We start from the raw sequence: 26,011 nt of genomic DNA, 5'->3' as shown, positions 1-26,011 counted from the left end.
GAGGGACTTTGTCATAACGAGGCATGGAGCATGAATGCCAGGCCTCGGTGTTCTATCCTTAGAACACGCGCTCGACGCGGATCGTGGTGTAGAACTCGTCGCGGTCGCGGCGGCCTGCGGTACGGTTGTAGTCGAAGCTGCGGTAGGCGAACTCGGTACCGATCGTCAGGTCAGACACTGGCTTCCAGTTGACGTTGAAGTTTGCGCCCCACTGCTTGAAATCGTTGGCAGTGCCAGCCGCATCTGCCGAGTAGTAACCGCCTTCAATGTTGGCGTCCCACTGCTCGCTGAAGTTATGCAGGAAGCCAGCAGCAATGCCCCAGGCCTTTGTGGTCTTGAGTGCGGTGCCGACCAGTGTCGCGTCGGTGATCGACGCATCCCAGGAGTCGAGAACATAACCGGACGCACCATCGCCATACATGGCCTGCAGGGCGAAGGCATCCCCCTTGGCGAAGTAGGGCACGTTGATCTGCACACCGGCGCCAATGCCGTAGCCAACCTTGGTGTCGGAGCCGGGCGAAACAGCGCGTGCTTCGTGGAGAGCGCCCATGATCTGGGCCGAGCCCCAAGCCTGGTCAACACGCAGGTTCGCCACCAGATCAGGCACGCGATGCCCCGCATAGGCACTGCCACCGATGCCCCAGCGGCGTGTGGTGCCATCCTCGATCGAGATGGTCGCGCTCAGGCCATTGCCCAGTGATGCCGTGTAGGCGGCGACCCAGTTGCGCACATCGGTGTATTGAGTCTGGAAGTTGCCATAGGAGTAACCGGTCCAGAAGTCATACATGGACGCTGTGCGGCCGAAGGTGAAGTTGCCGAACTGGACGAAGGCGTGCTCGAGTGTCGTCGATGCGCTTGTGCCTGCGTTCGAGGTATTTTCGATGTAGGTGTTGATGTAGGCGCGGACGAGGCCGTACTCGCTGTTTGTACGGGCATCCAGACGGATGGTGCCACGGGCGCGGGTGTAGGTGCTGAAATCCGTGCGGTCATCCCAGCCGTTGTCACTGTCACCGAAGTTATCGAAACGGTACTCGGCGCGAACGCGGCCTTCGACGCGCAGGCAGGTCTCGGTGCCGGGGATGTAGAAGAAGCCGGTGCCGAAAGCATCACAAACGCGGACGTAATCAACCGGCTCGGGAGCAACCGGCAGATCGGCTGCAAGGGCGCCAGTGGACGTGGCAGCCAGGAGGGTCATTGCGGTAATCAGACGTGTACTGCGCATTCAGAAATCCTTCCTGAAGAACCAGCTCCACCCTCAGACGGCAGGAGAATCAGCGTTCGATAAACAAATGATATGCTGGCTAGGAAAAATTGAAATCGGCAGAAATGCAGGTCTTACTTATTTGTCAGAGTAGATGCAGAAAAGTCACGCAGTTGATAAATGATGTTAATTTTGACCATGAAGAATGCATTAGGATGAAAGCTTTGGCAGGGAAATAGGAGCAAGGCGCCTTGTTTTTGATCACATGATGAATCGATGTGCGCTGGGCCTCGAGTGCGAATTCAGGATGGTGGCACAAGTATCCGGCTGGCGCAGGAGCTGCGCGTCATAGTCCCTTAGTCTCACTGTCATGTGCCTGTCTTGGGGGCGTGGCAAGCAAGCTGCTCGGAAGAGGCAGACGTTCTGCCGAGCAGCTGCCGTGGCCATGGCCGGGAGACGATGGATTCAGATGAGAACTCTTGTCTGGCTGACGGCGCCACTGGTCCTGCTCGCGGGGCTTGTCACCTTGCCTTTGCCGCTGCCAACCGGACTGCCTCTCATTGCGCTCGGTCTTGTCATGGTGCTGGCCGCAAGCCCTTGGGCTATCCGCTTGCTGCGGCGCCTGCGGCGGAAGTCCCCTCGGCTTGACGGCTTGTGCCAGGCCCTCGAAGACAGGTCGCCGGCCCGGCTCGGGCGCATCTTGCGCCGCACACGTCCCCGCCCGAAGAAAACAGTGCCGTAATCAGGCGGGGAGATTGCGCGCGAAGAGCACCTGACTGTCGCCGCTTGTGCGCTGGTCGAGAAGCTCGAAGCCAGCCGGAAGCGTGACCGTGTTGCTGGCCCGCTCTTCCAGAATGCAGATGGCACCATCTGCCAGCCAGCCGCCTTCTCGGGCCGACGCCAGCGCCAGTTCGCCGAGGCCCTTGTCATAGGGGGATCTGCAAAGAGCAGGTCAAACGGTTCGATTGTTCCTGCTGCGCCCAGCTTCGTTGCGTCCCGGCGCAGGATCTTGGCAGCGCCGTTGAGGCCGAAGGCTTCCATATTGCGGCGGATCACGCCGCGGGCATCGGTGCCTTCCTCGACGAAGGTGGCATGTTTCGCACCCCGGCTGATGGCCTCGAAGCCAAGGGCGCCTGTGCCGGCAAACAGGTCCAGCACCCGTGCGCCCTCAAGATCCGCGCCAACCCCATGAAGCAGGATGTTGAAGATGGTCTCGCGCAGCCGGTCGGAAGTCGGACGCGTGGCGTCCGACTTCGGCGTGGCAAGGCTTGCGCCCTTGAAACGTCCAGCAACGATGCGCATGGCCTGTCCTGCTTAGCCGCGTGAGCGGGGCTTGAAGCCGCCACCGCCGCCGCCGCCGCGCTTCGGCCCGCCGGGACCATTGCGTGCAGGGCCGCTGCGAACGGGCCGGTTGCCACGATCGGGACGGGGGCCGCGATCATCACGCGGACCACGGTCAGGCCTGTCATTGCGCTCGAAACGGCTGCCTCCTTCGGGGCGCTCGCGCCGCTCCGGACGGTCAGGGCGTTCGGAACGCTCGCGCGGACGGATCGGCCGGTCATCCGGGTCACGGAATGCGGGCTTGCGGTCACGGCCGGTGCGCTGTTCCTGCTGCTTGTCCTCAACGAGGCCCTCGGCCCCCCAGATGCGGCGGGGACGGGGTGTGCGCTGCGGACGCTCGTCTTCTGCCTTGCGGACAGAAGGCTCACGGGTCAGGCGGAAGCGGCTGCGCGGGGAAACCTTCTGCGGGCGCTGGGCCTCGGCGCCTTCGCGCTTTCCACCTTCGCGGCCACCCTCACGGTTGCCGTCGCGGCCGCCAAAGCTGCGCTCGCCGCCCTCAGGGCGCGGCTTGCGCGGGCCTTTGGGCCGGTTCACGGCTTGTGCACCGTCACGGGCGGTCATCCACTCGCCGCGGGTCTTGGGGCCCTGCTGCTGCGGCTTCTTCTTTTTCGGCTCTTCCTTCGGAGCGGCCTGCGTTAGCACAGGAGCCTCGAAATCAGCCCCAGCAGCTTCCGCAAGCTTGTCGCCGAGCTGGTCACGCAGAACGCGGCCCTTGATCTCGCGGGCCTCGCCCTCAGGCAGGTCGAGAAGCTGGAACGGGCCGAAAGAGAGACGGATCAGCCGGTTGACCGAAAGACCCAGATGCTCCAGCACGCGCTTGACTTCGCGGTTCTTGCCTTCGCGCAGACCCAGTGTCAGCCAGACGTTGTCGCCCTGCGTCTTGTCCAGAATCGCTTCGATGCCGCCGTAAAGCACACCGTCAATGGCGACGCCATCAGCCAGCGCGTTCAGCTGGTCCTGGGTGATCTCGCCAAAGGCACGCACCCGGTACCGGCGCAGCCAGCCGGTGGCAGGCAGTTCCAGCACGCGGGCCAGACCACCGTCGTTGGTCAGCAGCAGCAGGCCTTCGGTGTTGATGTCGAGGCGGCCGACGGACACCACGCGCGGCAGGTCCTCCGGCAGCTTTTCAAAGACAGTCGGGCGGCCTTCCGGGTCGAAGTTGGTCGTCACCAGGCCGCGCGGCTTGTGATAGAGCCACAGGCGGGTGCGCTCCTTCTGCGGCAGCGGTTCGCCATCCACCAGAATGATATCGTCTTCTGTCACTGTGATGGCCGGCGTGGTCAGCACGGTGCCGTTGACGCTTACGCGGCCGTTCGTGATCCACACTTCCGCATCGCGGCGTGAGCACAGCCCGGCGCGGGCCATCACCTTGGCGATACGTTCGCCCTCATGCGACGACACTTCGGGCGCAACACGCACAGCCTGCGGCTTGGGAGCCGTCTGGCGCTTGGGCGCAGGCTTGCTGTCCGCACGCTTGGGCCGGTCGTTGCGCATCGGGCGCTCATCACGATAGGGACGGTCGCCACCACGCGGGGCCCAGCCATCGCGCTGCTGCGGACGGTCGCCACCACGGGGAGCCCAGCCATCACGCTGCGGGCGGTCACCGCGCGGGGCGCCGTCATGACGGTCGCCGCGCTGGCCGCCACGCGGGCCATTGCCGCGTTCGCCGAAGCCGCCTTCGCGGCCCTGACGGTCACCCTGACGTTCGCCCTGCGGGCCGTTCTTGCCACCGAAGCGGGGGCCAGAAGAGCGGGGGCCAGAAAAGCCTTTGCCGGGCGCACGGTTGTCACCGCGTCCGGAAGAGGAAGAGCCTGCGCCATCGTTACGGCGCGACGGGCCGCCGGGGCGATTGCCGCGGGGCCGGGAAGGAGTTTTGTTGCCGGTCATGGCCGCCTCATAGCAGAGCTTGCACGGTTTAGGAATCAAGCAAATGCGGCTGCCGCACAAAATTCGCAGCTCTTGGCAAACGCCTCATGTGAGGGAGCGGCTGACGCGCGGCATGCTTTGCTCTAAAAGTATCAGAAAGACAGGCAGATAGCAGCGTAACCGGCATGAAACCACCCAAGGCAGAAGAGCACAATGCCCCCGTCCGGTCCTTCATGGATCTGGCGCTTGAAGAAGCGCGTCTGGCAGCTTCACGCGGTGAAGTTCCTGTGGGAGCCGTGCTGGTGCGCAAGGGTGAGGTTCTGGCAAGAGCGGGCAACCGCACGCTGGAGCTCAACGATCCGACAGCCCATGCCGAGGTGCTGGTGATCCGCATGGCCTGCGAGGCACTTGCCTCCCAGCGCCTGCCTGACTGCGATCTCTATGTCACGCTGGAACCGTGCCCGATGTGTGCTGGCGCCATTTCCTTTGCCCGCATCCGCAGGCTCTACTATGGAGCGGGGGATGAAAAGGGTGGTGCCGTGGATCATGGCGTGCGCTTCTACGCCAGCCCTACGTGCCATCATGCGCCGGAGGTCTATTCGGGTTTCGCCGAAGCCGAGGCCGCGACGCTGCTGAAAGACTTCTTCCGAAGCAGGCGGGAAGAATAAGGGTGGTTATCCGCCGCCCGGCATCATAACGACCACCGTGCGCTGCTCTGGAAGCATCTTGCGGGAAAGAACGGCAGCAGAGGTGGGGTAGGGCGTTACGGCCCATCCTTCACTTGCAGCACGCGCCAGAAAACGCTCCAGCGCCCCGCCGAAATGGAAGTGCATTGGCACCACGACGCTTGGCTTGATGCCGTCCAGCACAGCCATCAGGCTGTCGAGGCGCAGGGTGGCTGCGTTGTCCACTGGTGCCAGCACCACATCGATCCGGCCGAGCGTGGCCAGATCATCGGCGGTCAGCTGATGATGCAGATGGCCGAGATGAGCGATACACAAGTCCGCCAGCTCGAAGATGAAGATGGAATTGCCGAAGGCGCGTGTTTCCCCGTCCCAGCCGCGGGCGTTGGTCGGCAGGTTGCGGATGCGCACATCCTCGACGCGGATGTCGTGATGGATGGGGCCACCTTCCGGGTTCCAGCCCGTCAGCACGTGCTCGATGGCGGGATTGGGATTGAGCGTAAAATGGGTGGAGTGGGCGTTGTTCATGGTTGCAACGCGCGGCGGCAGGGAAGGTCTTTCCCTGTCGTTATAGTCTGTAGCGATCCGCACCCCTTTGGGGCTTGTGATCTCGAACGTCGAATGGCCGATGTAGCGCAGGCCCACTTCATCTTGAGCCAGGGAAGCCGCCTGCGCCAGCTGCAGGGCAAGTTCCGGCGAGGCGCTGGCCACTCTGATACCGGACGGCAGCACCCAGCCACCGGTCTGAGGCGTCTGCGGGCCGGAAGCAATCAACTGGCAGGTTGCGGCAGCGGGAGTGGCAAGGCTAAGGCCTGCCAGAAGCGGGGCGATGCGCCATAGGGAGGAGCGCAGTTGCCGCCATGCAGCGTTGAGCTGTCCGGCCGATTGCGTGAGACTGGCAGACCTGCGGTGGCTTGCAGAACGATCCCTGACCATGGCGCACCCCGTCCTGATGCGTTGACATAGTAGACCCTAGGTCAGTTTCGCTCGGCGGCAAGCTCACATTTGCGTCAGTGCCCGGCTAGCGGACAAAGAAAAAGCGCCGCTCCGGATGTCTTTGCTGGGGGAAGACGGAGCGGCGCGAGGAGGGGGCAGGCGGGAGGAAATACCTTACCCCTTGATGGCATAAAGAGTGACTGGCGGTCTTGCGCCCCGCTGGGGCTGGAACTTGTCGCAAGGCAGGCTTGACTGCATCTCGCGCGACTGACGGTAGAGAATCTCACCGGCATGACCGGCTTCGTCGAGCAGTGCGCGCAGGCTGCAGCCTGCTGCGATCATCAGCCCGATGGGCCGCAGATGCGCCTTGTGGTAGCAGAACACGGCAAGGCGGGCCTTCTGCTCTTCCGGCAAATCTGCTGCTGCACTGGCGGCGGAAGCCGCGTTCAGGTGCATGAGATTCTGGAAGGTCTCTTCCGAGACCGGGCAGGTGTCCTCATCCAAGGACCGGGATGCAACGCGGGTCATGCGGTTTCTCCTTCTGGATACAAGAGAAATTCTCAACCGCGCTTATTAAACAATGGTTAATTTGGCAGTTTGCGTCAAATAATGGCATGAAAAGATATCATAATGCGGGACGAATACACGGAGGCCGCGAATTTTCGCGGACTACGCCGCTTTTTCGAGCAATTTGGAGAGCTGAATTTTCACAAACTCACGTAGCGGTGCTGCGGATTCGAGCACCATTTTGGTCTTCATGAAGTCGAGGACGCGGATGTCGTCGACGGATGGGCGGACAAGTATATCCGGGCGTTTTTGCTTGAGTTTTTCTGCTGTAATTGTTCTCATTAGTATTTGTGACGATCCGAACACGGCGTCAAGCGTGGAGGGTGCATTCCGGTGAGTTTTGCGGGGCACGGGCACGCCCACCACATCCACGGCAACGGTGATCTCGCAGTTGGCAGGCAGAATGTCAAAGGGCAGCGGATTGGCAATACCGCCGTCGATCAAAACCTTGCCGTCCATTTCCACGGCCCGGAAGACGGCCGGGATGGCAATGGAGGCCGCGATGGCGGGGCGCAGCGGACCCGTTGTGATGTCGATCTCGCCGCAGCCATAGAAATCAGTGGCCAGCACCGTCAGCGGGATCTTCAGATCCTCGAAATGATCCGGGATCAGATCAGCGGCAAACAGATTGACGACCTTCAGCGGGTCGAATTGCGCAATTCCGCCGGTAAACATGTCGGTGAAGCGTTTGGGCCGGAGCTGCCACAGCCGGGCAATGAGCGCATTTCGGTGGCGGAAGGTTTCAAGCGCATAGTCATGCAGTTCCGTGCCAGACAGGCCCGCCGCATAGCCGGCCCCAAGCAGCGCGCCGATGGACGAGCCGGTGATGTGGCAAGGCTTCACGCCCAGATCGTCAAAGGCCTGAAACACCGGAATATGCGACATGCCGCGTGCTCCGCCGCCGCCAAGGGCAAGGCCGATCCGGGGGTGGGTCATCTTGAAACTCGCTTCCTGCATCTGCGCGGGGAAATGTTCCTGTATCAGGGTTGTGCCTGTCTTGCGTGATTTATCCGGCAGGAAAATGACAGGAACATTCGCCGCTTAGTCACCCTGAAGGAACGGCAGAAGCGCCGCCAGCGTTCCATCCGGGTTCTCTTCTGCGAGAAAATGCCCGCCGTTCACTCCCTGACCTTCCGCCTGTGGTGCCCAGCGGCGCCACACATCCAGCGGCGTGCCTGCGCCCGGTGCAATGCCCGATGCGCCCCATAGGGCGAGCAGCGGGCAGGAGATCTGGCGTCCTGCGGCGATGTCCGCGCCATCATGCTCAAGATCCGTTGTGGCCCCGGCGCGGTAGTCCTGGCACATGGCGTGGATGCGGGCGTGCTGGCGGAAGGCGAGGCGGTAACAGTCCAGCGCCACCGGATCAAACGCCGCAAGGCTTCTGCTGGCTGTCCAGCTCGCGATGGTGTGATCGATATAGTAGTCCGGGCTGCCGCCGATCAGCGTTTCGGGCAGAGGCGCTGGCTGGGCGAGGAAGGCCCAGTGGTAGACCTTGAGCGCGAACTGCCGGTCCATGCGGGCCCAGTAGTCATGTGTCGGCAGGATATCAAGCACAGCGGCGCGGGTGACTGCCTCCGGATGATCCAGTGCCAGCCGGTAGGTGACGCGTGCGCCCCTGTCATGGCCGCAGACCATGAAACGGTCATAACCAAGACCGCGCATCAGTTGCAGCACGTCCTGTGCCATCTGCCGTTTGGAGTAAAGACTGGCATCCCCTTCTGGGGCATCGCTGGCGCCATAGCCGCGCAGGTCCGGGATCACAAGGGTGAAATGCCGTGCAAGCTCCGGCGCAATGCGGTGCCACATCACATGGCTTTGGGGAAAGCCGTGGAGCAGCAGCAGAGCGGGGCCTGATCCGCCGAGGCGGCAGAACAGGCGGATATCGCCTGCATCCATCATGCGGGCATCAAATCCGGGAAAAAGATCTGCCTCTGGCGCTGTCATCATCTGCTCCTTCCTGTGTTGAAGACAGGATGGCCGGAGGGCGGAACAGGCGCAAGGGAGATGCGTGTTTATGAAAGCAGGAAACCCGGCACAGCGGATGCCGTGCCGGGTTTCTTCAATCAGGTGCGGAGTTATCTGCTTTCAGAGGGCGCGCCAGGCAATGTCGCGGCGGCAGAAGCCCTCTGGCCAGTCGATCAGGTCCACGGCCTTGTAGGCCCGCTCGCGGGCTTCGGCGACGGTCTTGCCAGTGGCGGTGACGTTCAGCACGCGTCCACCGGTGGCCAGAATACGCCCGCCATCAGCTTTTGTGCCAGCGTGGAAGATTTTCACGCCTTCCACTTTGCCCGCCGCCTCGAGGCCCCTGATCTCGGTATTCTTCTCGTAAGCCGCCGGATAGCCCTTGGCGGCCATGACAACTGTCAGGGCCACGTCATCGCTCCAGGTTGCCGTGTGCTGGTCCAGCGTGCCTTCTGCGGTGGCGATCAGCAGCGGCAGAAGGTCTTCCTTGAGGCGCAGGGTGATGACCTGGCACTCCGGGTCGCCAAAGCGGGTGTTGTATTCGATCAGCTTCGGGCCGTTTTCACCAATCATCAGACCGGCGAAAAGCACACCCTTGAACGGGGTGCCGCGCTTTGCCAGGGTTTCGATGGTCGGGCGGATGATCTCTTCCATGGTGCGGGCGATGACCGCATCGCTGGCTACTGGAGCAGGCGTATAGGCGCCCATGCCACCGGTATTCGGGCCTTCGTCTCCGTCATAGGCGCGCTTGTGGTCCTGTGCTGCCACGAGGGGCAGGGCGGTCTTGCCATCAGACAACACGAAGAAGCTGGCTTCCTCGCCAGTGAGAAATTCCTCGATCACCACTTCGGCTCCAGCTGCGCCGAAACTGCCATCGAAACAGGCGCTTACCGCCGCTTCGGCCTCTTCCAGCGTCATGGCAACGACCACGCCCTTGCCGGCGGCAAGGCCATCGGCCTTGACCACAATCGGCGCGCCCTGCTGGCGCAGATAGGCCAGCGCCTTGTCCTTGTCCGCAAAGCGGCCATAGGCTGCGGTCGGAATGTTTGCCTCGGCGCAGAGATCCTTGGTGAAGCCCTTGGAGCCTTCCAGCTGGGCTGCGGCCTTTGAGGGCCCGAAGGCCTTGATTCCAGCCGCCGCCAGATCATCCACGATGCCCTCCACCAGCGGGCCTTCCGGACCGACGACGACGAAGTCGATCGCCTTTTCCTGACAGAAGGCAATCACAGCCGCATGGTCTGCAACGTCCAGAGCAACGAGTTCAGCCTCTTCGGCAACGCCGGCGTTGCCCGGAGCGGCGTAAAGCCGGGAGGTGAGCGGCGACTTGGCGATGGCATAGGCGAGGGCGTGTTCACGGCCACCGGAACCGATGAGGAGAATATTCATGGGTAAGCTCTCACGTCTGCGCGGCGTCGCCGCTGGGCCTTCCAGAGTTGCGGCGCGGATTAGCACGGCAGGCCGGGTGCGGCAATCCGCTGAGGCGCGAGAGCTTGGCCGATGATGCGGCCCGGCGGCTTTTCGTTGATGCTTGGAACGGCTGTCACGGCGCCGCGTATTGTCGAACTCGCGGGCCGCATGCGCGGTGAAACAGGACTGCCGATGACGCGGGCGCAGGAAAGCGCTCTGCGCATGCTGATGGTGGACGCAAATCTGGGCCGGGCGTGGCTTGCCAGCTTCCGGGATCAGCCTGCGGGCTACGCCGTGGCGTTCTTCCGCCATTCCGTGGAAATGGGTGGCCGTCTGGCGCTGTTCGGTGAGTTCTACATCGCCCCGGAAGCGCGTGGGCGCGGTCTGGGCCGCCGTCTGCTGCGCGGGGCCTGTTCCGATCTTGCCGATTTCGGCATCCGGCATTTCCAGGCAGCTGCGCCGCAGAACTCCGCAGCTGCCGGGTTGATCCTCTCCGAAGGCTTTGGCCGCAGCCCGCTCACGGTCTACGAGCGGGAGATAGGCGAGGAAGATGACCTGGGGCCATAACTGGCTGCCCGCTGCCGCCCCCTCTACCGGCCTTCTTCAGCAAAGCGGCCGTTGCGCCTTGAGTTTGCCAAAGCCGGAGCCTATCCCTGTCATTATTGCTATTGATGGGATTTTCGGTGGACCGGCATGCAGGTTGACACAAACCAGACACTCGAGATCAAGGGCTCCCCTCTGAAGCTCGTCGGTCTGCTTCTCGCGGGCATTGTCATGACAGGCCTGAGCGCAGCTATCACCTTTCTGCCTGCCGTGTTTGGCCCGGCTTTGATCTTCGGCATTCCTGGCATGCTGTTCTTTGGGGCATGTACCTGCATCGCCCTCTACCGGCTGGCCATCAGCAGCGGCGTCATGGTCACGATTTCGCCGGACGGTATCCGGGACCTCCGGGTTGCCCGCAAGATGATCCCTTGGGGCGAGGTGCGGGAAGTGTTCGTCTGGTCGTCCAGCGGTCAGAAGTTCATCATTCTCAATGTGGATCCGGACTTCGAGAAAACCCTGGACCTTGGCTGGATCCCCCGCATGACGCGTTCCGCCAATGCAAAGCTTGGAGCCGATGGTCTGGCGATAGCGCCAACCGGCATTCGGATCAGCTTTGACGATCTCTTCGAGATCATTCTGGCGCATGTTGCCGCAGCGCAGGGGCCATGGGGTGGCGCGGCTGGCCCTGTGCGCCACGTGGACGTACCTGCGCTCTGAACGCATGAAGCATTAAAATTACTCAGGTTGACCTGCCCTCAGGCCGTCAGACCTCATCCTGCGCTGAAGTGACTCGCATCTGGAGGGCTCGCCAGAGGCTACAGGCTCGTGATAACGAAGTTCCATGAGTCTCAAGATCTTCGGCACCCGCGACACGGGCCCGGTTTCTGATGCGGTAAGGCGTCACTGGGTCGATACGAAATTGCCCGTCTGGGCCCGGCCTTATGCGCGCCTGGCGCGCTGGGAGCGGCCTATCGGCTGGCAATTGCTGCTTTGGCCCTGTCTCTGGTCATCCGCGCTGGCAGCGATTGCTGCGGGAAATGCCTATCCCAACCCCTGGCATCTGCTGCTGTTCCTCATCGGGGCGGTGGCCATGCGCGGGGCGGGCTGCACCTATAACGACCTCGTGGACGAGAAGATCGACGCGCAGGTGGAGCGGACCCGTTCGCGGCCGATCCCTGCAGGTCAGGTGACACGCTCACAGGCCAAGCTTTTCATGGCTCTGCAGGCTCTCGCGGGCGGGTTGGTGCTGATCCAGTTCAATCTGTTCACGATTGTGCTCGGCTTTGCCTCGCTGCTTGTCGTGGCCATCTATCCCTTCATGAAGCGTTTCACCAGCTGGCCGCAGCTGTTCCTCGGCTTTGCCTTTTCCTGGGGCGCGCTGATGGGCTGGGCTGCCCTGTTCGGCAAGCTCGATACGGCGCCTTTTCTGCTTTATGCCGGTGGCATCCTTTGGACGATTGGCTACGACACGATCTATGCCCATCAGGACAAGGAAGATGATGCGCTGGTTGGGGTTCGCTCCACGGCGAGGTTGTTCGGGTCCTGGACGAAAGTGGCGCTGGCGCTGCTTTATTCCGGCGCAACGGTGCTTTTCGCGCTCGCTGCGGCTTTTGCGGACGCGGGGCCTTTTGCCTTTGCCGGCATTGCGCTGGGCGCACTGCATCTGTTCTGGCAGATCGTGGTGCTGGATATTGATGATGGCGATCAGTGCCTGAAGCTGTTCCGTTCCAACACCCGCTACGGCTGGATTGTCTTCGCCGGGTTCTGCCTTGAGGCATTGGTCAACCGTATGTGACGGCTTACTGGATGGCCGATGCTGCGGGCAGGTGGAGCACCTGAATAACGGACGTGTTCGCGTCCAACTCCTCATGCTGGCCTGTTATGGGTTTGTCATGGCCGTTGCGAACACGGTTTCTGCCCGCTCGCTTGGCTGAATAAAGCCCGCGATCGGCGGTCGCCAGCGTTTGTTCCAGGCCATTGGCGCCGCTTCGGCCCGCAGCGATACCTGCGCTGACGGTGACAGGCATGACGCCGCCGGACTTCCGCAAGGCCTTTTCGGCAAAATCAGCGCGCAGACGGTCTGCAACAGCCTCCAGTGTGCGTATGTCTGTATCCGGCAGGAACACGGCAAATTCCTCACCGCCAAGCCGGGCAGCGAAGTCGCCCTTGCGGGTATTCTCCCGCAGAACTGCCGCGAAGATCGTCAGCATTTCGTCGCCGGCAGCATGCCCATGCAGATCGTTCACCTGCTTGAAGTGGTCCAGATCGAACAGAGCAACGGCAAATGGCTTGTCGGCAAATGCATGCTTCTCCAGCCAGCGGCCCGCATCATCAAAGAAGGCGCGGCGGTTGGACAGTTCGGTCAGCGGGTCTCGCAGGGCCTGTTCCCGCAGCAGTCTCTCCTCCCGTTCAATCACCATAGCAAAGACAGAGATGATTGTGGCGAGCGTTGAGATGATGAGCGTGAGCAGGTAGATGGCGGTCAGGTTAGCCTTGATTGCCGCTTCAAAACTCTCCAGACCTGTGAGCGAGAAACTGAAAATCATGGCCATCTTTGACATGATCTCAAAGATCATGCTGTCGCGGAGCCACTTTGCCGACTTCAGACGATCATGATTGCATTTCCGGATGACCTGGATCGAAGTGAGCAGGAGCAAAATGATCAAGGTGTTGACCAGAACAACGCGCGCCAGGAAGTTTTCATAGAATACCGGAACGAGGCAAAGGGACATCCATAGGGCGGCGGGGGCTGCCGTTACAATCCAGCTCTCCTGCCGGTTCCAGAACATCTTGATTGCCTTGAGGCGTAAACTCATCGCCAGAAGAACGATGCCGTTGCCGATCGCAATGCTCGGGAAATCAGGGATATGTCCGCGCAGGCTGATCAGAAAAATTCCAACTCCCATTATTCCGAGCGCAACAGCCCAGAAGCGAACACTGTCGGCGTGGGCGCTGGGTCTTTTGATAGAGAACCGGAACACGAGCATCAGCATGCCAGCGCCCAGCAGAAGCATGAGCGAGACTGCAGTCGAAAGCGTAACTACATCAAGGTGCATGTGACGTCATTCCTGTCCGGAAGGTGACAGATCTAGCGCAGAAAATGTTGAAATATCCGTTAGGTAAAACGCTTAGGGGCAAAAAAATGCGCTTTGATGAAATAATAAATCCCAGAATTTTCAAATAGATACTGAAAAAGAGAAGAGGCGGCTCAAGGCCGCCTTCCAGTCATTGTATTTCATGCGGTCCGGCGGAAGCTCAGTGCCGGGCAATGATCTCGCGTTCGCCGCGGTGCACCGGTTGCAGGGCAATGCCACGCCCGGTCTTGCGGCGGTTCAGGAAGCGGGGGCGATGGCCGGTGAGGGCGTAGACCTTGCGCCGCAGGCAATGTCTTGCGGGAAAATGCGGCTGCGCGGCATCCTGGACAGTGGAGACACTGCCGTCCGGCTCCACGATCTGAAGCGGCAGGTTGAGTGCTTCTGCCCAGCCGGCCCAGTCTTCGGCCAGATCTTCGGCGTTGTCGGCTTCGCGCAGCGTCAGGCAGAGGGCCGGATCCGGATGGCGCAGGAAAAGCCGCGCAACCAGCGTGCCGAGAAGCCCGGCGGGGCGGATTTCCACGGCAATGCCTTCAAAGACATTCAGCGGAACCACAAGCGTCAGCGGCAGTCCTGCCAGCGGACGCTTGATGATGGCGGTGTCACGGTCCAGATAGACCCTGGCATCGACGCGGGCGCTGCCGGCAGCGGGCGGCGCGCTCATGGTGGTGTCGAATCTGACCGGAAGGGTTGCCGGGTCGAGCCGCTCTGCGCGGCCCGCCCCGGCCTCCAATGCTCCGTCGATAGCTGTCTGACGTCCCAATTGCCTCTCCATCGGGCCCGGGTTTTTTGAGGTGGGCCTCGTGAATGACACAAATCTACGCAGCAGCCGGTGGGCATTGCCTTAACAGGCGTGGTTAAGAAAAGATGATCTGATTCAGGGTTATCAAAGACTAACCAGTTACTTAAGGAAAAACTTACTTTGCTTGCCTGCCGGGCTGGCACGGCGGTCTTGCCGCCTGTGCGCCCGCGCCTTAAACAGGGGCATGACAAGGAGAAAAGACCAGCCATGAGCGATCTCGTCGACAAGCGGGTACTGGAAGAGCGGGCCGCGCGCCTTGTGGAGGCTGCGCGCCGTGCAGGCGCCGATGCATGCGATGCGGTGGCCATCACCGGTGTGTCTCTGGGCGTCGAGGTGCGGGAAGGCAAGGTCGAGGAAACCGAGCGCGCCGAGGGGGATGACGTCACTCTGCGCGTTTTCGTCGGAAAGCGCACCGCCTCCGTTTCTGCCAACACGCTGCAGGATCTCGATGGCCTTGCCGCCCGGGCCGTTGCCATGGCCCGCGTTGCCCCGGAGGACCCCTATGCGGGTCTTGCCGAAGAAGACCGCCTGCTGAAGACCTTGCCGGAACTGGAGCTGCTGGACAGCCATCAGCCGTCCGCCGATGAGCTGAAAGAGATGGCGCTGGCCGCCGAAGCTGCCGGGCTTTCGGTTGCCGGTGTCAGCCGTTCTGGCGGAGCCAGTGCCTCCTGGCGGCTGGGCGGCATGGTACTGGCGACGAGCCACGGTTTCACCGGCTCCTATACCAGCTCCCGCTTTGGCCTGTCCATGACGGCGGTTGCCGGAGAGGGCACGGCCATGGAGCGGGATTATGATTTCGATTCCCGGACCTTCTTTGAAGATATGGACGCTCCGGCCCTGATCGGACAGCGTGCGGGTGAGCGGGCCGTGCGCCGGCTTAATCCGAAGAAGCTGTCCACCCGCAAGGGACATGTGATTTATGAAGCGCGTGCGGCGCGCAGTCTGCTGGGGCATCTGGCCGGCGCCATCAATGGCGCGGCCATTGCCCGCGGGACGAGTTTCCTGAAGGACCGGATGAATGAGCGGGTCTTCGCGCCGGGCATCCGCATCAGCGACAATCCGCACAAGCCGCGCGGGGCGGCCACCCGTCCCTTCGATGGGGAAGGGACTGGCGCGCTGCCGCTCGATATGATCGAGGATGGTTTCCTGCGGCATTGGTTTCTGGATGGGGCAACCGCGCGCGAACTTGGTCTTACCGTCAATGGCCGCGCCCACCGGGGGCTCCGGTACCTCGCCTGGCGCAACGAACCTGACGCTGCATCCCGGCACGGAAAGCCCGGAGGAGATGATGCGGGCCCTCGGCTCTGGCCTGCTGGTGACCGATCTGATCGGCCATGGCGCCAATGGCGTGACCGGTGACTATTCACGCGGGGCCTCCGGCTTCTGGTTCGAGAATGGCGAACTCGTCGAGGCCGTCAGCGAGATTACGATCGCAGGTAACCTCAAGGATATGTTCGCACGCCTGCGCCCGGCCAATGATCTGGATGCGCGTTACTCCACAGCCACTCCCTCTGTCGTCATCGAGGATCTCACCATTGCCGGAAACTGACGCTGGCCTTTTGGCGGATCTTGCGCTTCTGGAAGCTGCAGCCCGCAAGGCTGGAGAAATTACCCTCGGCTTCTTCGGACGCGATCCGCAGACCTGGATGAAGGCGGGCAGTTCGCCCGTTTCTGAAGCCGATATGGCGGCGGATGCCTATCTGCGCGAGACGCTGCTCGCCGCCCGGCCGGACTATGGCTGGCTGTCGGAGGAAACGGCGGATACGCCCGACCGTCTCGGCAAGACCCGCGTCTTCGTCGTGGACCCGATCGACGGTACGCGGGCCTTTCTGGCCGGCAAGGATGAGTGGACGATTTCGCTGGCGGTGGTCGAGAACGGCCGTCCGGTGGTGGCGGTTCTGCTCAATCCGGTGCGGGGCGAGCTTTTCAGCGCCATCGCGGGCTGCGGCGCCCGCCTCAACGGGCGGCTGGTGACGGCGCGTGTGCGCGAGGAGTTGAAGGGGGCTACGCTGCTAGGGCCGCAGGGCATTCTCAACCGTGCTGCCGAAGAGGGCGGCATTGTGCCCGCCGGGACCATTGGTTCCCTGGCCTACCGTATCGCCAAGGTAGCCGCCGGAGATGTGGACCTCGCCGCTGCGCGGGCCAATGCCCATGATTGGGATCTTGCGGCTGCCGATCTTTTGGTGCAGGAAGCGGGTGGACGGCTGACGGACTGGTCCGGCGCTGTATGTCTCTATAACCGCGAGACGTTGCAGCATCCGGAACTGGTGGCAGCCGGTGAGGCGCTGTCGGCAAAGGCTTCTGCCTTTCTGCGCGGCCTGAAGCTGCGCTGAGGCCCTGCGCCGCCGGAATGGCACCCGATTGCCGCAAGAGAAGACGCAAGGAGCACATCGTGACGAACAGCACCGGAAACGAGCCCAAGCAACTGCTGCATCTGGTCTTCGGCGGCGAGCTGGAGAGCCCGGAGGGCCTGACCTTCCGTGACCTGGAAAAGCTCGACATCGTCGGCATCTACCCCAATTACGCGACGGCCTACACCGCCTGGAAGAGCAAGGCGCAGGCCACCGTCGACAACGCGCACATGCGCTATTTCATCGTCCACATGCACCGCCTGCTGGACCCGGAAACCGCCGCCTGAGAGCCTCTTGATCCCTCGGGCGTGACGTCAGGAACAGAATGCTAAAGAAACTCGGCCGGAATCCCGCGCTGTTGAAAGCCGCTGGCTCGCTGCTGGCGGCTTACCTGCGTTTCGTGCGCAAGACGAACAGCATGGTCATCGATCCGCCGGATGCCTATGAGCGGCTGCAGCCGCACCGGCCCTTCATATGTGCCATGTGGCACGGCCAGCATTTCATGATGCCCTTCACCCGGCCTGATGACTGGGACGTGCATGTGATGATCTCCCGCTCTGCGGATGGCGAGATCAACGCAACGGCTGCCGAGAAGCTGGGCCTGAAGCTGATCCGCGCCTCGGGCAGCCAGAAGTCCTATCAGATCACCAAACGCGGCGGCATGCGCGGCTTCATCGAGGGCCTGCGCGTGCTGAAGGATGGCGGCATCATGGCCCTGACGGCAGACGTGCCGAAGGGCCCCGCCCGTGTTGCCGGGCAAGGCATCGTGCAGATGGCGCGCCATTCCGGCTGCCCCATCGTGCCCATTGCCATTGCCACCAGCCGCTTCCTCACCTTCAACAGCTGGGACAAGGCGAGCCTGAACCTGCCGTTCGGACGCGCCGCCATTGCCATTGGCGAGCCCATCTATGTGGCCAATGACGCCGATGATGAGGCGCTGGAAGTGGCCCGCCTTGCCGTTGAGGCAGGCCTCAACGAGGTGACCGCCCGCGCCTATGCCCTGACCGGTAAGCGCCATGGCTGACGCGCGCGCTGCTGCCGCCGCATCTTTCCCCTTGCGCGCCTATGGAGCCGTAGCAGGGCTGGCCTTGCCGGTCCTGAAGCTGCTGCATGCCTCCCGCGTGCGGGCGGGCAAGGAAGATCCGGCACGGCGCGGCGAGCGTTTCGGCGTTGCCTCCCGCCCACGCCCGCAAGGCCGGCTTGTCTGGCTGCATGCGGCCAGCGTTGGCGAAACCAACTCGGTTTTGCCGCTGATCGAACGGCTGACGGGTGAGGGCGCCAGCGTGCTCCTGACCACGGTAACGCGCACATCGGCGGAAATCGCCGCGCAGCGCCTGCCGCAGGGCGCGTTCCATCAATATGCCCCCTTTGATGCACCGCAGCTTGTCCGCCGGTTCCTGGCTCACTGGCAGCCGGATCTGGCGCTGGTGGTGGAATCGGAGATCTGGCCCGGCACCTTTGCCCGGCTGGCGCGGATGGGCATTCCGCTTGCCATCATCAACGGGCGCATGTCGGCCCGTTCCGGCGCCAAGTGGGAGAAGAGCGGCGCTTTCGGCCGTGCCGTCTTCGGCTGCGTCAGCCTGTGCCTCGCCCAGAGCGAGGCGGATGCCGCACGCTACCGCAAGCTCGGCGTGGCCGATGTGCGCTCCCCGGCAACCTGAAATTCGACGCCGCCGCGCCGCAGGCCGATCCTGCCGCCGTTGCAGCCCTTTCGGCGCAGATGGCAGGCCGGCCGCTGTGGCTCGCCGCGTCCACCCATCCGGGCGAGGACGAAATCGTGCTCGCCGCCCACAAGCACCTGGCGGAGCGGTTTCCCGGTCTGCTGACGCTGCTGATGCCGCGCCATCCGGTGCGCGGCGGTGATATCGCAGCCCTTGCCGCAGGCGCGGGCCTCAAGGCGGCACAGCGCTCCTGCGGAGCGTTTCCGGACGCGGATCTGGATGTCTATATCGCCGACACGCTGGGCGAGATGGGGCTGTTCCTGCGGCTGGCACCGGCCGTCTTCCTCGGCGGGTCTTTTGCGCCCGTGGGCGGCCACAATCCGGTGGAACCGGCACAGCTTGGCGTGCCGCTGGTCACCGGGCCGCTCGTCGCCAATGCCCGTGCCGTCTACCGCGACCTGTGGGATGCGCAGGCGGCGGTGCGCGTTGATGATCCGCCAGGGCTGGGCCCGGCCATTGCCCGGCTTCTGGCCGATGAGCCGGGGCGCAAGGCCATGGCTGCACGCGCCCTTGCCGTTGCGGAGGCGGGCGCAGGCGCACTGGATCGCACGCTGGAACATTTGCGGCCTTTGCTCTACGCTGACAGCGGTGCAAGGGACGGGATTTCCGGGGAATGAGAACGGCTCCAGCCTTCTGGTGGCGTGACAGGATCAACCTGAAGGCCGCGCTGCTTTCGCCTCTCTCCTTCATTTATGGCGCGGTCTCTGGCCGGCGCATGCACCAGGCGCCATCGGCCCATGCCAGCCTGCCGGTCATCTGTATCGGCAACTTTGTCGTGGGCGGGGCGGGCAAGACGCCCTTTGCCCTGAAACTCTGCGCCCTGCTCAAGGCCGAGGGACACAAGCCGGTCTTCCTGCTGCGCGGCTATGGCGGGCGGCTGAAGGGCCCGGTGCTGGTGGACCCGCAAGAACACAGCGGCGCCGATGTAGGCGACGAGGCGTTTCTGCTGGCGGCCGCCGCTCCCACGATCGTTGCCGCCAACAGGCCGGAAGGCGCAGCCTTCGCTGCCACGCTGGAGGCAAGCCTCATTCTGATGGACGATGGCTTCCAGAACCCGGCGCTGGCCAAGGATCTGACGCTGGCTCTGGTGGATGCGCAAGTCGGCACCGGCAACGGCTTGTGCCTGCCTGCCGGGCCCTTGCGCGCGCCGCTTGCCACCCAGATCCGCAAGGCCGATGCGCTGGTGGTGGTGGGCGAGGGAATCGCGCATCCAAAGCCGTGCATCTGGCGGCCCGGCGCGGCCTGCCGATCATCGAGGCAAAGATCACGCCCACAAACGGCGCGGAGTTCGAGGGGCAGAAGGTGCTGGCCTATGCGGGCATCGGACGGCCTGAGAAATTCTTCGCTAGCCTTACCGCCGCAGGGGCCGAAGTGGTGGAGACCCGCGCCTTCGGCGATCATCATCCCTATTCGGAAGCCGAAGCCCAGAGCCTTCTCACCCGTGCCGAGGCGGACAACCTGCAACTGGTGACCACCGCCAAGGACATGGCCCGCATCGAAAGCGCCGAGGGCGAAATCTACCGCTGGCTTGCCAAACGCTCCGCCGTGCTGGAAGTGGACATGCGCATCGAGCCGCAATCCCGCCTCATGGACCTCATCGCCGAAACCCTCCGCCACCGCCCCTTCCGCAGCCGGTGAGGGGCAAAGCCCCTCTATCGTCTTTCCGGACGACGCGCAGCGGAGATCCGGGACCGGTGAGCCGGGGGCAATGGAGGGATGTCAGGGCGGGAGTGTGCTGGTTGGCCTGGCAGTCAGACCGCGACTCCTCTCCCCCTTGAGGGGGAGATGCCCCCGGCAGGGGGCAGAGGGGGTAACGGACTGTCCGCTCATATGAGAGGTGGTGCTGTGTTGAAGCGCTGCTACCCCCTCTGTCTGCTGGCGCAGACATCTCCCCCTCAAGGGGGAGAGGGGGCTGCGGCAACAGGAGGGGCTGAAGGTTCTCTCAGCAATTCGGACGCCTTGCTTCCGGCAGGGCCTGCCCAGCTCATGCCTCACGCAGAAATGACCTCAGAGGTCCTTGCCCTCGAACTGCACGAAGCGGGTGTGGGCAGCGGCGGGGTCCACATAGGCCTCCTGACGCTCCACGTTCCAGTATTTCAGCTCGTCCAGCGGAATGGCCTGCCCGGTTACGGCGCAGCGCACGAAGGTGCCGGGAGACTCGATCTGGAAATCACCATCCAGATAGCGCAAACGCGCCTCGCCCGGCATGCGCGGGGTTTCCATACGGTTCATCACATCTCTCCTGCATCCGGCCCACCCCACAGGCAGGGCCAATTCTTGCGCCGGTTATGGCCGGAAGCCGGGGGATGGTCAATGCTGGGAGATGTTTAGTCTGATGGAAGTCAAATCGTGCAAGCTCCCCCACAGGGGATGAATTCCCCCACCTGACCCGCTATGTTACCTCAAGACCGGTGCCGCCTGTGCGCCGGGTCCCTGTTTCGCAAGTCAGCTGAAAGACACCGATGAGCCAGTCCCCTTCTGCCGCCGCAATTCCGGATCTGATTGAAGCCACCGGGCTCGGGATGGAGGCGGCGCGGCGGATCGTGGGGGAGGCGCTGGCGGGGGCGGATGATGGGGAGCTGTTTGTGGAATACCGGCAGTCGGAAGGGCTGGTGTTCGACAATGGCCGCCTGAAAGGCGCCAATTACGACACGTCGCAGGGTTTTGGCCTGCGGGCTGTCTGCGGTGAGGCGGCCGGTTATGCCCATTCGGGCGAGATTTCGGAAGCGGCGCTGAAGCGGGCGGCGGATGCCGTGTCTGCGGTGCGCTCCGGCCATGCGGGCAGCTATGCCGCCGCGCCCGCCCGCACCAATGTGCAGCTTTACCCGGATCTCAACCCGCTGGCGGGGCCGAGTTTTGAGGAGAAGGTGAAGCTGCTGCAGGAGATTGATGCCTTTGCGCGGGCGCGTGATCCGCGCGTGCGGCAGGTGACGGCCTCTATCGGCGGCTCCTGGCAGGTGGTGGACATTCTGCGTGCCGATGGGCACCGGGTGCGTGACGTGCGGCCCATGGTCAGCCTGTCCATTTCCGTTGTGGCGGCTTCTGGCGAGCGTATGGAAACCGGCTCCTTCGGCTGCGGCGGGCGCGAGGGCTTCGCCCGCTTCATCACGCCTGAGGCCTGGCAGGCGGGCGTGGACGAGGCGCTGCGCCGGGCGCTGGTCAATCTGGAGGCGGTGCCTGCGCCCGCCGGTACGTTTGACGTGGTGATGGGCCCCGGATGGCCTGGCATTCTGCTGCATGAGGCGGTCGGCCACGGGCTGGAAGGGGATTTCAACCGCAAGAAGACGTCTGCCTTCGCCGGGCTGATGGGCCAGCGCGTGGCGGCCCCCGGTGTCACCATCGTCGATGACGGCACGATTGCCGGCCGGCGCGGCTCCATCACCGTGGATGACGAGGGCACGCCTTCGGCCTTAACGCCGCTGATCGAGGACGGCATTCTGGTGGGCTACATGCAGGACCGGCAGAACGCCCGGCTGATGGGCATGAAACCCACCGGCAATGGCCGCCGCCAGTCCTTTGCGCATATTCCCATGCCGCGCATGACCAACACCATCATGATGGGAGGCGACAAGGATCCGCAGGAAATCCTCTCCTCGGTGAAGAACGGCATTTATGCCGTGTCCTTCGGCGGTGGGCAGGTGGATATCACCAGCGGCAAGTTCGTATTCTCCTGCACCGAAGCTTACCGCATCGAGAACGGCAAGGTCGGCGCGCCGCTGAAGGGGGCGATGCTGATTGGCAACGGCCCGGATGCGCTGACCCGCGTCAGCATGATCGGCAATGACATGGCGCTGGATCCGGGCATGGGCACCTGCGGCAAGCAGGGGCAGGGGTGCCGGTCGGCGTCGGCCAGCCGTCACTGCGGCTCGACGGGCTCACCGTCGGCGGCACGGCTGTCTGATTCTATCCCTTCGCTCAGATCAGCGGGACCTTGCATGACCATCAGCTTCGTCATCTTTGACATGGACGATGTGCTTTATGATTTCGACCGGGAGGCCCGGCGCGACGCACTGGAGCGGCTGACTGGCCGCCCGCGCAGCCTGTTCGAGCCCGCCATCTGGGGCTCGGGCTGGGAGGCTCGGGCGGAAGCGGGCGACCCGGCAACGGCGGAATCCTATCTGGCGGGCTTTTCGCAAGGGCTGGGCCACCCCATTTCCGAAGCCGACTGGGCGCGCATCCGCAAGTCTGTCATGCGCCCGCGCCCGTCCGTGCTGGCGCTGGCCAATGCGGTGAGCGAGCAGGCCGATACGGCGCTTTTGACCAACAACGGCATGCTGCTGGGCAAGGTGCTGGGCCATTGTGCACCTGAGGTGACGGATATCTTCGGCGAGCAGGCGCATGTTTCGGCAGAATTCGGTGCCCGCAAGCCTGACCCTGCCGTCTATCTGCGCCTGTGCGAGCGCTACGGCCATGATCCGGCGGCAACGCTGATGGTGGATGACCTGCCGGAGAATATCGAAGGTGCTGAGGCCGCCGGTCTCAAGGGGCATCTCTATCAGACGCCGGAGGGCCTGCGCGCCGCTCTGCGCAGCTTCGGCTTCGAGGTGTGAAGCGGGCATCGGGAACTTTCCGCCTTGTCAGCACCGGGGCTGCTGTGGGTATAGAGGCCTGAACATCAGGAAACATCCATGGCCGCAGCATCCGCCCCACCGCTCTTCAATGAAGCCATCATCTTTCTGGCCGCAACAGTGGTTGCCGTGCCGCTGGCCAAGCGGCTCGGCATCGGCTCTGTGGTGGGCTATCTGATCGCTGGCATGGCCATCGGCCCTTTCGGCCTCAATGCCTTCGGTTCGGCAACCAATGTTCTGGGCGTGGCCGAGCTGGGCGTGGTTCTGCTGCTCTTCGTCATCGGGCTGGAGCTGGATGCCAGCCGCCTTTGGCGCATGCGGCGGGATATTTTCGGTCTTGGCACCGCGCAGGTGCTGCTGACGGGCGCGGCCCTTTATGGCATGTTGCGCCTTATGGGCAAGGACCTCGAACCCGCGCTTGTCGCCGGGCTTGGCCTTGCGCTGTCTTCCACCGCCTTTGCCCTGCAGATCCTGCAGGAGCGAGGCCAGCTTTCCTCGGCCTACGGACAGAGAGCCTTTGGCGTGCTGCTTCTGCAGGATATCGCCATTGTGCCGCTGCTGGCGCTGGTGGCCATCCTGGCCCCCTCCGGTTCGCAGGGCTCGTCTCAGGGGGTGCTGCAGGAAATCGGGCTGACGCTGGGCGCGGTGCTGGGGGTGGTGGTGGCCGGGCGTTATCTGATGACGCCGCTGTTCCTGCTGCTCGCCCGCAGCAAGGCACGGGAGGTGATGCTGGCTGCCGCACTGCTGGTGGCGCTCGGCAGCGCCGGGGTGATGCACGCGGTCGGTCTTTCCATGGCGCTGGGGGCATTCTTGGCCGGTGTGCTGCTGGCCGAATCCAGCTTCCGCCACACGCTGGAAGCCGATATCGAGCCTTTCCGGTCTCTGCTGATGGGGCTGTTCTTCGTGGCCGTGGGAATGACGCTCGACTTCACGGTCCTTGGGGGCAACTGGATGCTGGTGGCTGGCGGTGTCATTGCGCTGATGCTGGTCAAGGGGCTGATGCTCTGGTCGCTGGCGAGGATCTCCGGTTCCAGTAATGCCGATGCGCTGCGCATCGCCGTTACCCTGCCACAAGGCGGTGAGTTTGCCTTCGTTCTGTTCACGGCGGCCGTTTCCCAGCAGATTTTCAGAGCGGATGAGGCCAGTGTGCTGACGGCTGTGGTGATCGTCTCCATGCTGCTCACGCCGGTGGCCTGTGCCGGGCTGGATTATCTCGGTGCCCGGCTGAAGGCGCGCGGCGTCGAGACGCCGTTTGCGGAGACATTTGAGGATGCGACACCCGTTGTCCTCGTCATCGGCTTTGGCCGCTTCGGCATGATGGTCGCGCAGCTTCTGACATCGGAGGGGCTGGGGATCACGGCAATCGATCTGCGGCCGGAGCGCATCGCTTATGCCCGCAAGCTCGGATACAAGGTCTATTATGGCGATGCCACCCGCGCCGATGTACTGATGGCAGCGGGGGCGGGCAAGGCGGCGCTGATCGCCCTTTGCGTTGAAAACGACGGGGTGATGGAGCGTGCAATTCACGCCATCCGCGAAGCCTGCCCGCAGGCGCGGCTGTTCTGCCGTGCCAGCAGCCAGACCCATGCTCTGGCGCTGACGCGGCTCGGTGTGGAATTCCACATCCGGGAAACGTTCGAATCCAGCATCGCCTTCGGCCGGGCAGCGCTTGAGGCGCTGGGGATTCCTGGATGAGCGGATCAACGAAGTTGTGGAAGATGTACGCCGCCGCGACCGGGAGCGGACGGAACTGCAGCTGAATGAGGGCGAATTTGCCGGCTCGGACCGGCTGCATGCGCTTACCCCGCGCGATGAGGCGCCAAAGCGGGAGACGTGAGCAAAATGAAAAGACCCGCCAGCAGAAGCCGCAGGCGGGTCTTGAAAGCTCTGGGTACTGACTGCGCGGTTACGGCAGGGCGTCGAAACCGGCGGAGAAGCCAGTCAGCGAAATCGGGATGCCGATGCCTTCTTCCGGTGTCTGGAAGATGATGAAAGTTGCCTGCTTGCCGCTGCGCAGCTTGCCCACAACGTCATCCTGCAGGATCACTTCGGCGATGCAGCCATTGGGCAGGCAGCGGACGAAAGCCGCGCGGCCGATATCGGCATCATCAACACGCAGGCCAAGGCCGGAGGGCAGCAGCACGCCAAGCGGTGCCAGAACACGCAGGATGCGTGCCTGCTTGTCAGCGGTCTTCAGCACGATGACGGAAAGACCCACATTGTCCCGGTCTTCTGCGGTCACGTTCTGGATGAGGGCGCACTGCTCGCTTTCGGCTCCCGGAGGGTGTCGCAGCGCATCTGCCAGTCACCGTGAACAGCCTTCACCTCGCCCTGCGCAAGAGCGGGGCTGGTGATGGCCTGTGCTCCCAGGCCCAAAAGAAGGCCTAAAACCGGGGCGGCAAAAGCGGCAAGGCGCGGAATACGGGTCAGCAAGGACTTTTCTCCGACTGGGGTCATTCAACGCCGCAAGGGGCGAATCAGGTTCTTAAAACTCAACGCACAATGCCGCAAGCGGGCAGCGTGATCCACATTTCAATAGGCTACATGGCATAAGCAAGGCGGAAACGCCGCCGGAGGCTGGAAAAATGCTCACAAGCCAGCAGCTGCGTTGATTCTGATCAACCTGTGCGTGGCGCAGGCCCCAGGCCGGAGGTTTCAGCCAGGCTGCAAAATATTGACAAGGATCAAGGCGGGGAAATGGAGAAGCTCTGGCGAAATCACGACAAACCCATTGCTAAGGCCGTTCTCTTGTGGTTTTTGTGCCCGGAGAGGGAGAAGTGAAAAGGCTGCGGCAGAACGTCGCTCCTCCCTTCGCCGCATCGTGCGGGATGCGGTTATATGCGTATTATCATACGCGAAACGGACGCGAGACACTCCGGTCTGATGCAGGGCGCCAAGAGGGCGCCGGCCTCGGGCGGGAGGTTTGGTTGTCCCGGGAAATTTTGAAGGTTCTGCCTCACCAGTGAGGCAA

At 63.3% G+C, this 26,011-nt stretch carries 23 protein-coding genes and 5 pseudogenes; 16 read left to right on the top strand and 12 right to left on the bottom strand.

The window, feature by feature from the left end:
* Nucleotides 1–58: 58 nt before the first annotated feature.
* The 3 genes and pseudogenes from ACQB61_RS14655 to ACQB61_RS14645 all read right to left on the bottom strand — a co-directional run bounded on the left by ACQB61_RS14655 (nt 59) and on the right by ACQB61_RS14645 (nt 4,036).
* Nucleotides 59–1,222, bottom strand: coding sequence for a porin (locus tag ACQB61_RS14655; RefSeq protein WP_430513212.1), 1,164 nt, complete (start codon nt 1,220–1,222; stop codon nt 59–61).
* Between the two features lie 721 nt (nt 1,223–1,943).
* Nucleotides 1,944–2,503: pseudogene (rsmD, locus tag ACQB61_RS14650) on the bottom strand (16S rRNA (guanine(966)-N(2))-methyltransferase RsmD).
* A gap of 12 nt (nt 2,504–2,515) precedes the next feature.
* A complete protein-coding gene (locus ACQB61_RS14645) occupies nt 2,516–4,036 on the bottom strand; it encodes a pseudouridine synthase (protein WP_430514381.1) in 1,521 nt (506 codons plus the stop codon).
* Nucleotides 4,037–4,593: 557 nt separating this feature from the next.
* On the opposite strand from ACQB61_RS14645, the gene ACQB61_RS14640 reads away from it, so the two are divergent.
* Nucleotides 4,594–5,076 (top strand): nucleoside deaminase, encoded by a 483-nt coding sequence (locus tag ACQB61_RS14640; RefSeq protein WP_430513211.1) that lies wholly within the window; start codon nt 4,594–4,596, stop codon nt 5,074–5,076.
* Nucleotides 5,077–5,082: 6 nt separating this feature from the next.
* Here the strand turns inward: ACQB61_RS14640 and ACQB61_RS14635 are convergent, their stop codons facing one another.
* The 5 genes from ACQB61_RS14635 to purD all read right to left on the bottom strand — a co-directional run bounded on the left by ACQB61_RS14635 (nt 5,083) and on the right by purD (nt 9,942).
* Nucleotides 5,083–6,027 (bottom strand): MBL fold metallo-hydrolase, encoded by a 945-nt coding sequence (locus ACQB61_RS14635; protein WP_430513210.1) that lies wholly within the window; start codon nt 6,025–6,027, stop codon nt 5,083–5,085.
* Between the two features lie 174 nt (nt 6,028–6,201).
* On the bottom strand, nt 6,202–6,555 hold the full coding sequence (locus ACQB61_RS14630) for a hypothetical protein (RefSeq protein WP_430513209.1): 354 nt from the start codon (nt 6,553–6,555) through the stop codon (nt 6,202–6,204).
* 141 nt (nt 6,556–6,696) lie between these two features.
* Nucleotides 6,697–7,530, bottom strand: coding sequence for a patatin-like phospholipase family protein (locus tag ACQB61_RS14625; protein WP_430513208.1), 834 nt, complete (start codon nt 7,528–7,530; stop codon nt 6,697–6,699).
* 105 nt (nt 7,531–7,635) lie between these two features.
* A complete protein-coding gene (locus ACQB61_RS14620) occupies nt 7,636–8,541 on the bottom strand; it encodes an alpha/beta fold hydrolase (protein WP_430513207.1) in 906 nt (301 codons plus the stop codon).
* Between the two features lie 138 nt (nt 8,542–8,679).
* Entirely contained in the window at nt 8,680–9,942 is a 1,263-nt protein-coding gene (purD, locus tag ACQB61_RS14615; protein ID WP_430513206.1) for a phosphoribosylamine--glycine ligase, read from the bottom strand.
* A 111-nt stretch (nt 9,943–10,053) separates the two neighbouring features.
* Here purD and ACQB61_RS14610 point away from each other — a divergent pair, with 111 nt between their 5' ends.
* The 3 genes from ACQB61_RS14610 (at nt 10,054) to ubiA (ending at nt 12,301) form a co-directional block, all read left to right on the top strand.
* The gene (locus ACQB61_RS14610) at nt 10,054–10,530 is read left to right on the top strand and encodes a GNAT family N-acetyltransferase (protein WP_430513205.1); all 477 of its coding nucleotides are present in this window, start codon (nt 10,054–10,056) and stop codon (nt 10,528–10,530) included.
* A gap of 126 nt (nt 10,531–10,656) precedes the next feature.
* Nucleotides 10,657–11,223 (top strand): STM3941 family protein, encoded by a 567-nt coding sequence (locus tag ACQB61_RS14605; RefSeq protein WP_430513204.1) that lies wholly within the window; start codon nt 10,657–10,659, stop codon nt 11,221–11,223.
* A 124-nt stretch (nt 11,224–11,347) separates the two neighbouring features.
* Nucleotides 11,348–12,301, top strand: a complete 954-nt coding sequence (gene ubiA, locus ACQB61_RS14600) for a 4-hydroxybenzoate octaprenyltransferase (RefSeq protein WP_430513203.1) — start codon at nt 11,348–11,350, stop codon at nt 12,299–12,301.
* Between the two features lie 4 nt (nt 12,302–12,305).
* Here the strand turns inward: ubiA and ACQB61_RS14595 are convergent, their stop codons facing one another.
* Together ACQB61_RS14595 and ACQB61_RS14590 are read right to left on the bottom strand one after the other, a co-directional pair.
* Nucleotides 12,306–13,562 (bottom strand): GGDEF domain-containing protein, encoded by a 1,257-nt coding sequence (locus tag ACQB61_RS14595; protein WP_430513202.1) that lies wholly within the window; start codon nt 13,560–13,562, stop codon nt 12,306–12,308.
* 199 nt (nt 13,563–13,761) lie between these two features.
* Nucleotides 13,762–14,361: a DUF6101 family protein gene (locus tag ACQB61_RS14590; RefSeq protein ID WP_430513201.1), complete on the bottom strand. Its 600-nt coding sequence runs from the start codon at nt 14,359–14,361 to the stop codon at nt 13,762–13,764.
* Between the two features lie 246 nt (nt 14,362–14,607).
* Between ACQB61_RS14590 and ACQB61_RS14585 the strand changes: the two are divergent.
* The 8 genes and pseudogenes from ACQB61_RS14585 (at nt 14,608) to ACQB61_RS14550 (ending at nt 20,110) form a co-directional block, all read left to right on the top strand.
* A pseudogene (locus ACQB61_RS14585) lies at nt 14,608–15,949 on the top strand (TldD/PmbA family protein).
* Nucleotides 15,936–16,733 carry a 3'(2'),5'-bisphosphate nucleotidase CysQ gene (locus tag ACQB61_RS14580; RefSeq protein ID WP_430513200.1) on the top strand — a complete coding sequence of 266 codons (798 nt, stop codon included), beginning with the start codon at nt 15,936–15,938 and terminating at the stop codon, nt 16,731–16,733. The pseudogene ACQB61_RS14585 and the gene ACQB61_RS14580 overlap by 14 nt, the downstream one beginning before the upstream one ends.
* A 59-nt stretch (nt 16,734–16,792) precedes the next feature.
* Complete coding sequence (locus ACQB61_RS14575) at nt 16,793–17,038, top strand: DUF4170 domain-containing protein (protein ID WP_019963126.1); 246 nt, start codon at nt 16,793–16,795, stop codon at nt 17,036–17,038.
* A gap of 38 nt (nt 17,039–17,076) precedes the next feature.
* Nucleotides 17,077–17,775 carry a lysophospholipid acyltransferase family protein gene (locus ACQB61_RS14570; RefSeq protein ID WP_430513199.1) on the top strand — a complete coding sequence of 233 codons (699 nt, stop codon included), beginning with the start codon at nt 17,077–17,079 and terminating at the stop codon, nt 17,773–17,775.
* Nucleotides 17,768–18,412, top strand: a complete 645-nt coding sequence (locus ACQB61_RS14565; protein ID WP_430513198.1) for a 3-deoxy-D-manno-octulosonic acid transferase — start codon at nt 17,768–17,770, stop codon at nt 18,410–18,412. Before ACQB61_RS14570 ends, ACQB61_RS14565 begins: the two co-directional genes overlap by 8 nt.
* A 59-nt stretch (nt 18,413–18,471) precedes the next feature.
* Nucleotides 18,472–19,089: a 3-deoxy-D-manno-octulosonic acid transferase gene (locus ACQB61_RS14560; RefSeq protein WP_430513197.1), complete on the top strand. Its 618-nt coding sequence runs from the start codon at nt 18,472–18,474 to the stop codon at nt 19,087–19,089.
* Nucleotides 19,086–19,631, top strand: a pseudogene (lpxK, locus tag ACQB61_RS14555) (tetraacyldisaccharide 4'-kinase); the annotation flags it as partial. The gene ACQB61_RS14560 and the pseudogene lpxK, both read left to right, overlap by 4 nt.
* A 59-nt stretch (nt 19,632–19,690) precedes the next feature.
* Nucleotides 19,691–20,110 (top strand): tetraacyldisaccharide 4'-kinase, encoded by a 420-nt coding sequence (locus ACQB61_RS14550; protein ID WP_430513196.1) that lies wholly within the window; start codon nt 19,691–19,693, stop codon nt 20,108–20,110.
* Nucleotides 20,111–20,479: 369 nt separating this feature from the next.
* Here the strand turns inward: ACQB61_RS14550 and ACQB61_RS14545 are convergent, their stop codons facing one another.
* On the bottom strand, nt 20,480–20,704 hold the full coding sequence (locus ACQB61_RS14545; RefSeq protein ID WP_040678048.1) for a DUF2093 domain-containing protein: 225 nt from the start codon (nt 20,702–20,704) through the stop codon (nt 20,480–20,482).
* 290 nt (nt 20,705–20,994) lie between these two features.
* Here ACQB61_RS14545 and tldD point away from each other — a divergent pair.
* The 4 genes and pseudogenes from tldD (at nt 20,995) to ACQB61_RS14525 (ending at nt 24,877) form a co-directional block, all read left to right on the top strand.
* Nucleotides 20,995–22,373: pseudogene (gene tldD / locus ACQB61_RS14540) on the top strand (metalloprotease TldD).
* A gap of 34 nt (nt 22,374–22,407) precedes the next feature.
* On the top strand, nt 22,408–23,022 hold the full coding sequence (locus ACQB61_RS14535; RefSeq protein ID WP_430513195.1) for an HAD family hydrolase: 615 nt from the start codon (nt 22,408–22,410) through the stop codon (nt 23,020–23,022).
* 78 nt (nt 23,023–23,100) lie between these two features.
* Entirely contained in the window at nt 23,101–24,735 is a 1,635-nt protein-coding gene (locus ACQB61_RS14530; protein ID WP_430513194.1) for a monovalent cation:proton antiporter-2 (CPA2) family protein, read from the top strand.
* Nucleotides 24,710–24,877: a hypothetical protein gene (locus tag ACQB61_RS14525; RefSeq protein ID WP_430513193.1), complete on the top strand. Its 168-nt coding sequence runs from the start codon at nt 24,710–24,712 to the stop codon at nt 24,875–24,877. Before ACQB61_RS14530 ends, ACQB61_RS14525 begins: the two co-directional genes overlap by 26 nt.
* 69 nt (nt 24,878–24,946) lie before the next feature.
* Here the strand turns inward: ACQB61_RS14525 and ACQB61_RS14520 are convergent.
* Nucleotides 24,947–25,497, bottom strand: a pseudogene (locus ACQB61_RS14520) (invasion associated locus B family protein).
* Nucleotides 25,498–26,011: the final 514 nt, after the last annotated feature.

It is taken from the genome of Pannonibacter phragmitetus (assembly GCF_050510895.1).
Lineage (GTDB): Bacteria > Pseudomonadota > Alphaproteobacteria > Rhizobiales > Stappiaceae > Pannonibacter > Pannonibacter phragmitetus_B.
The sequence above is the reverse complement of the archived record's forward strand: the minus strand, read 5'-3'. Positions and strand labels throughout refer to the sequence as shown.

Bases quoted from the DNA above. Each gene is read 5' to 3' on its own strand.
- ACQB61_RS14640 (WP_430513211.1), top strand. From the start codon at position 4,594: ATGAAACCACCCAAGGCAGAAGAGCACAATGCCCCCGTCCGGTCCTTC.
- ACQB61_RS14625 (WP_430513208.1), bottom strand. From the start codon at position 7,530: ATGACCCACCCCCGGATCGGCCTTGCCCTTGGCGGCGGCGGAGCACGC.
- ACQB61_RS14655 (WP_430513212.1), bottom strand. From the start codon at position 1,222: ATGCGCAGTACACGTCTGATTACCGCAATGACCCTCCTGGCTGCCACG.
- ACQB61_RS14570 (WP_430513199.1), top strand. From the start codon at position 17,077: ATGCTAAAGAAACTCGGCCGGAATCCCGCGCTGTTGAAAGCCGCTGGC.
- ACQB61_RS14595 (WP_430513202.1), bottom strand. From the start codon at position 13,562: ATGCACCTTGATGTAGTTACGCTTTCGACTGCAGTCTCGCTCATGCTT.
- ACQB61_RS14605 (WP_430513204.1), top strand. From the start codon at position 10,657: ATGCAGGTTGACACAAACCAGACACTCGAGATCAAGGGCTCCCCTCTG.
- ACQB61_RS14645 (WP_430514381.1), bottom strand. From the start codon at position 4,036: ATGCGCAACGACCGGCCCAAGCGTGCGGACAGCAAGCCTGCGCCCAAG.
- ACQB61_RS14560 (WP_430513197.1), top strand. From the start codon at position 18,472: ATGGCAGGCCGGCCGCTGTGGCTCGCCGCGTCCACCCATCCGGGCGAG.
- ACQB61_RS14610 (WP_430513205.1), top strand. From the start codon at position 10,054: ATGATGCGGCCCGGCGGCTTTTCGTTGATGCTTGGAACGGCTGTCACG.
- ACQB61_RS14530 (WP_430513194.1), top strand. From the start codon at position 23,101: ATGGCCGCAGCATCCGCCCCACCGCTCTTCAATGAAGCCATCATCTTT.
- ACQB61_RS14535 (WP_430513195.1), top strand. From the start codon at position 22,408: ATGACCATCAGCTTCGTCATCTTTGACATGGACGATGTGCTTTATGAT.
- ACQB61_RS14635 (WP_430513210.1), bottom strand. From the start codon at position 6,027: ATGGTCAGGGATCGTTCTGCAAGCCACCGCAGGTCTGCCAGTCTCACG.
- ACQB61_RS14620 (WP_430513207.1), bottom strand. From the start codon at position 8,541: ATGATGACAGCGCCAGAGGCAGATCTTTTTCCCGGATTTGATGCCCGC.
- purD (WP_430513206.1), bottom strand. From the start codon at position 9,942: ATGAATATTCTCCTCATCGGTTCCGGTGGCCGTGAACACGCCCTCGCC.
- ACQB61_RS14630 (WP_430513209.1), bottom strand. From the start codon at position 6,555: ATGACCCGCGTTGCATCCCGGTCCTTGGATGAGGACACCTGCCCGGTC.
- ACQB61_RS14565 (WP_430513198.1), top strand. From the start codon at position 17,768: ATGGCTGACGCGCGCGCTGCTGCCGCCGCATCTTTCCCCTTGCGCGCC.
- ubiA (WP_430513203.1), top strand. From the start codon at position 11,348: ATGAGTCTCAAGATCTTCGGCACCCGCGACACGGGCCCGGTTTCTGAT.
- ACQB61_RS14545 (WP_040678048.1), bottom strand. From the start codon at position 20,704: ATGAACCGTATGGAAACCCCGCGCATGCCGGGCGAGGCGCGTTTGCGC.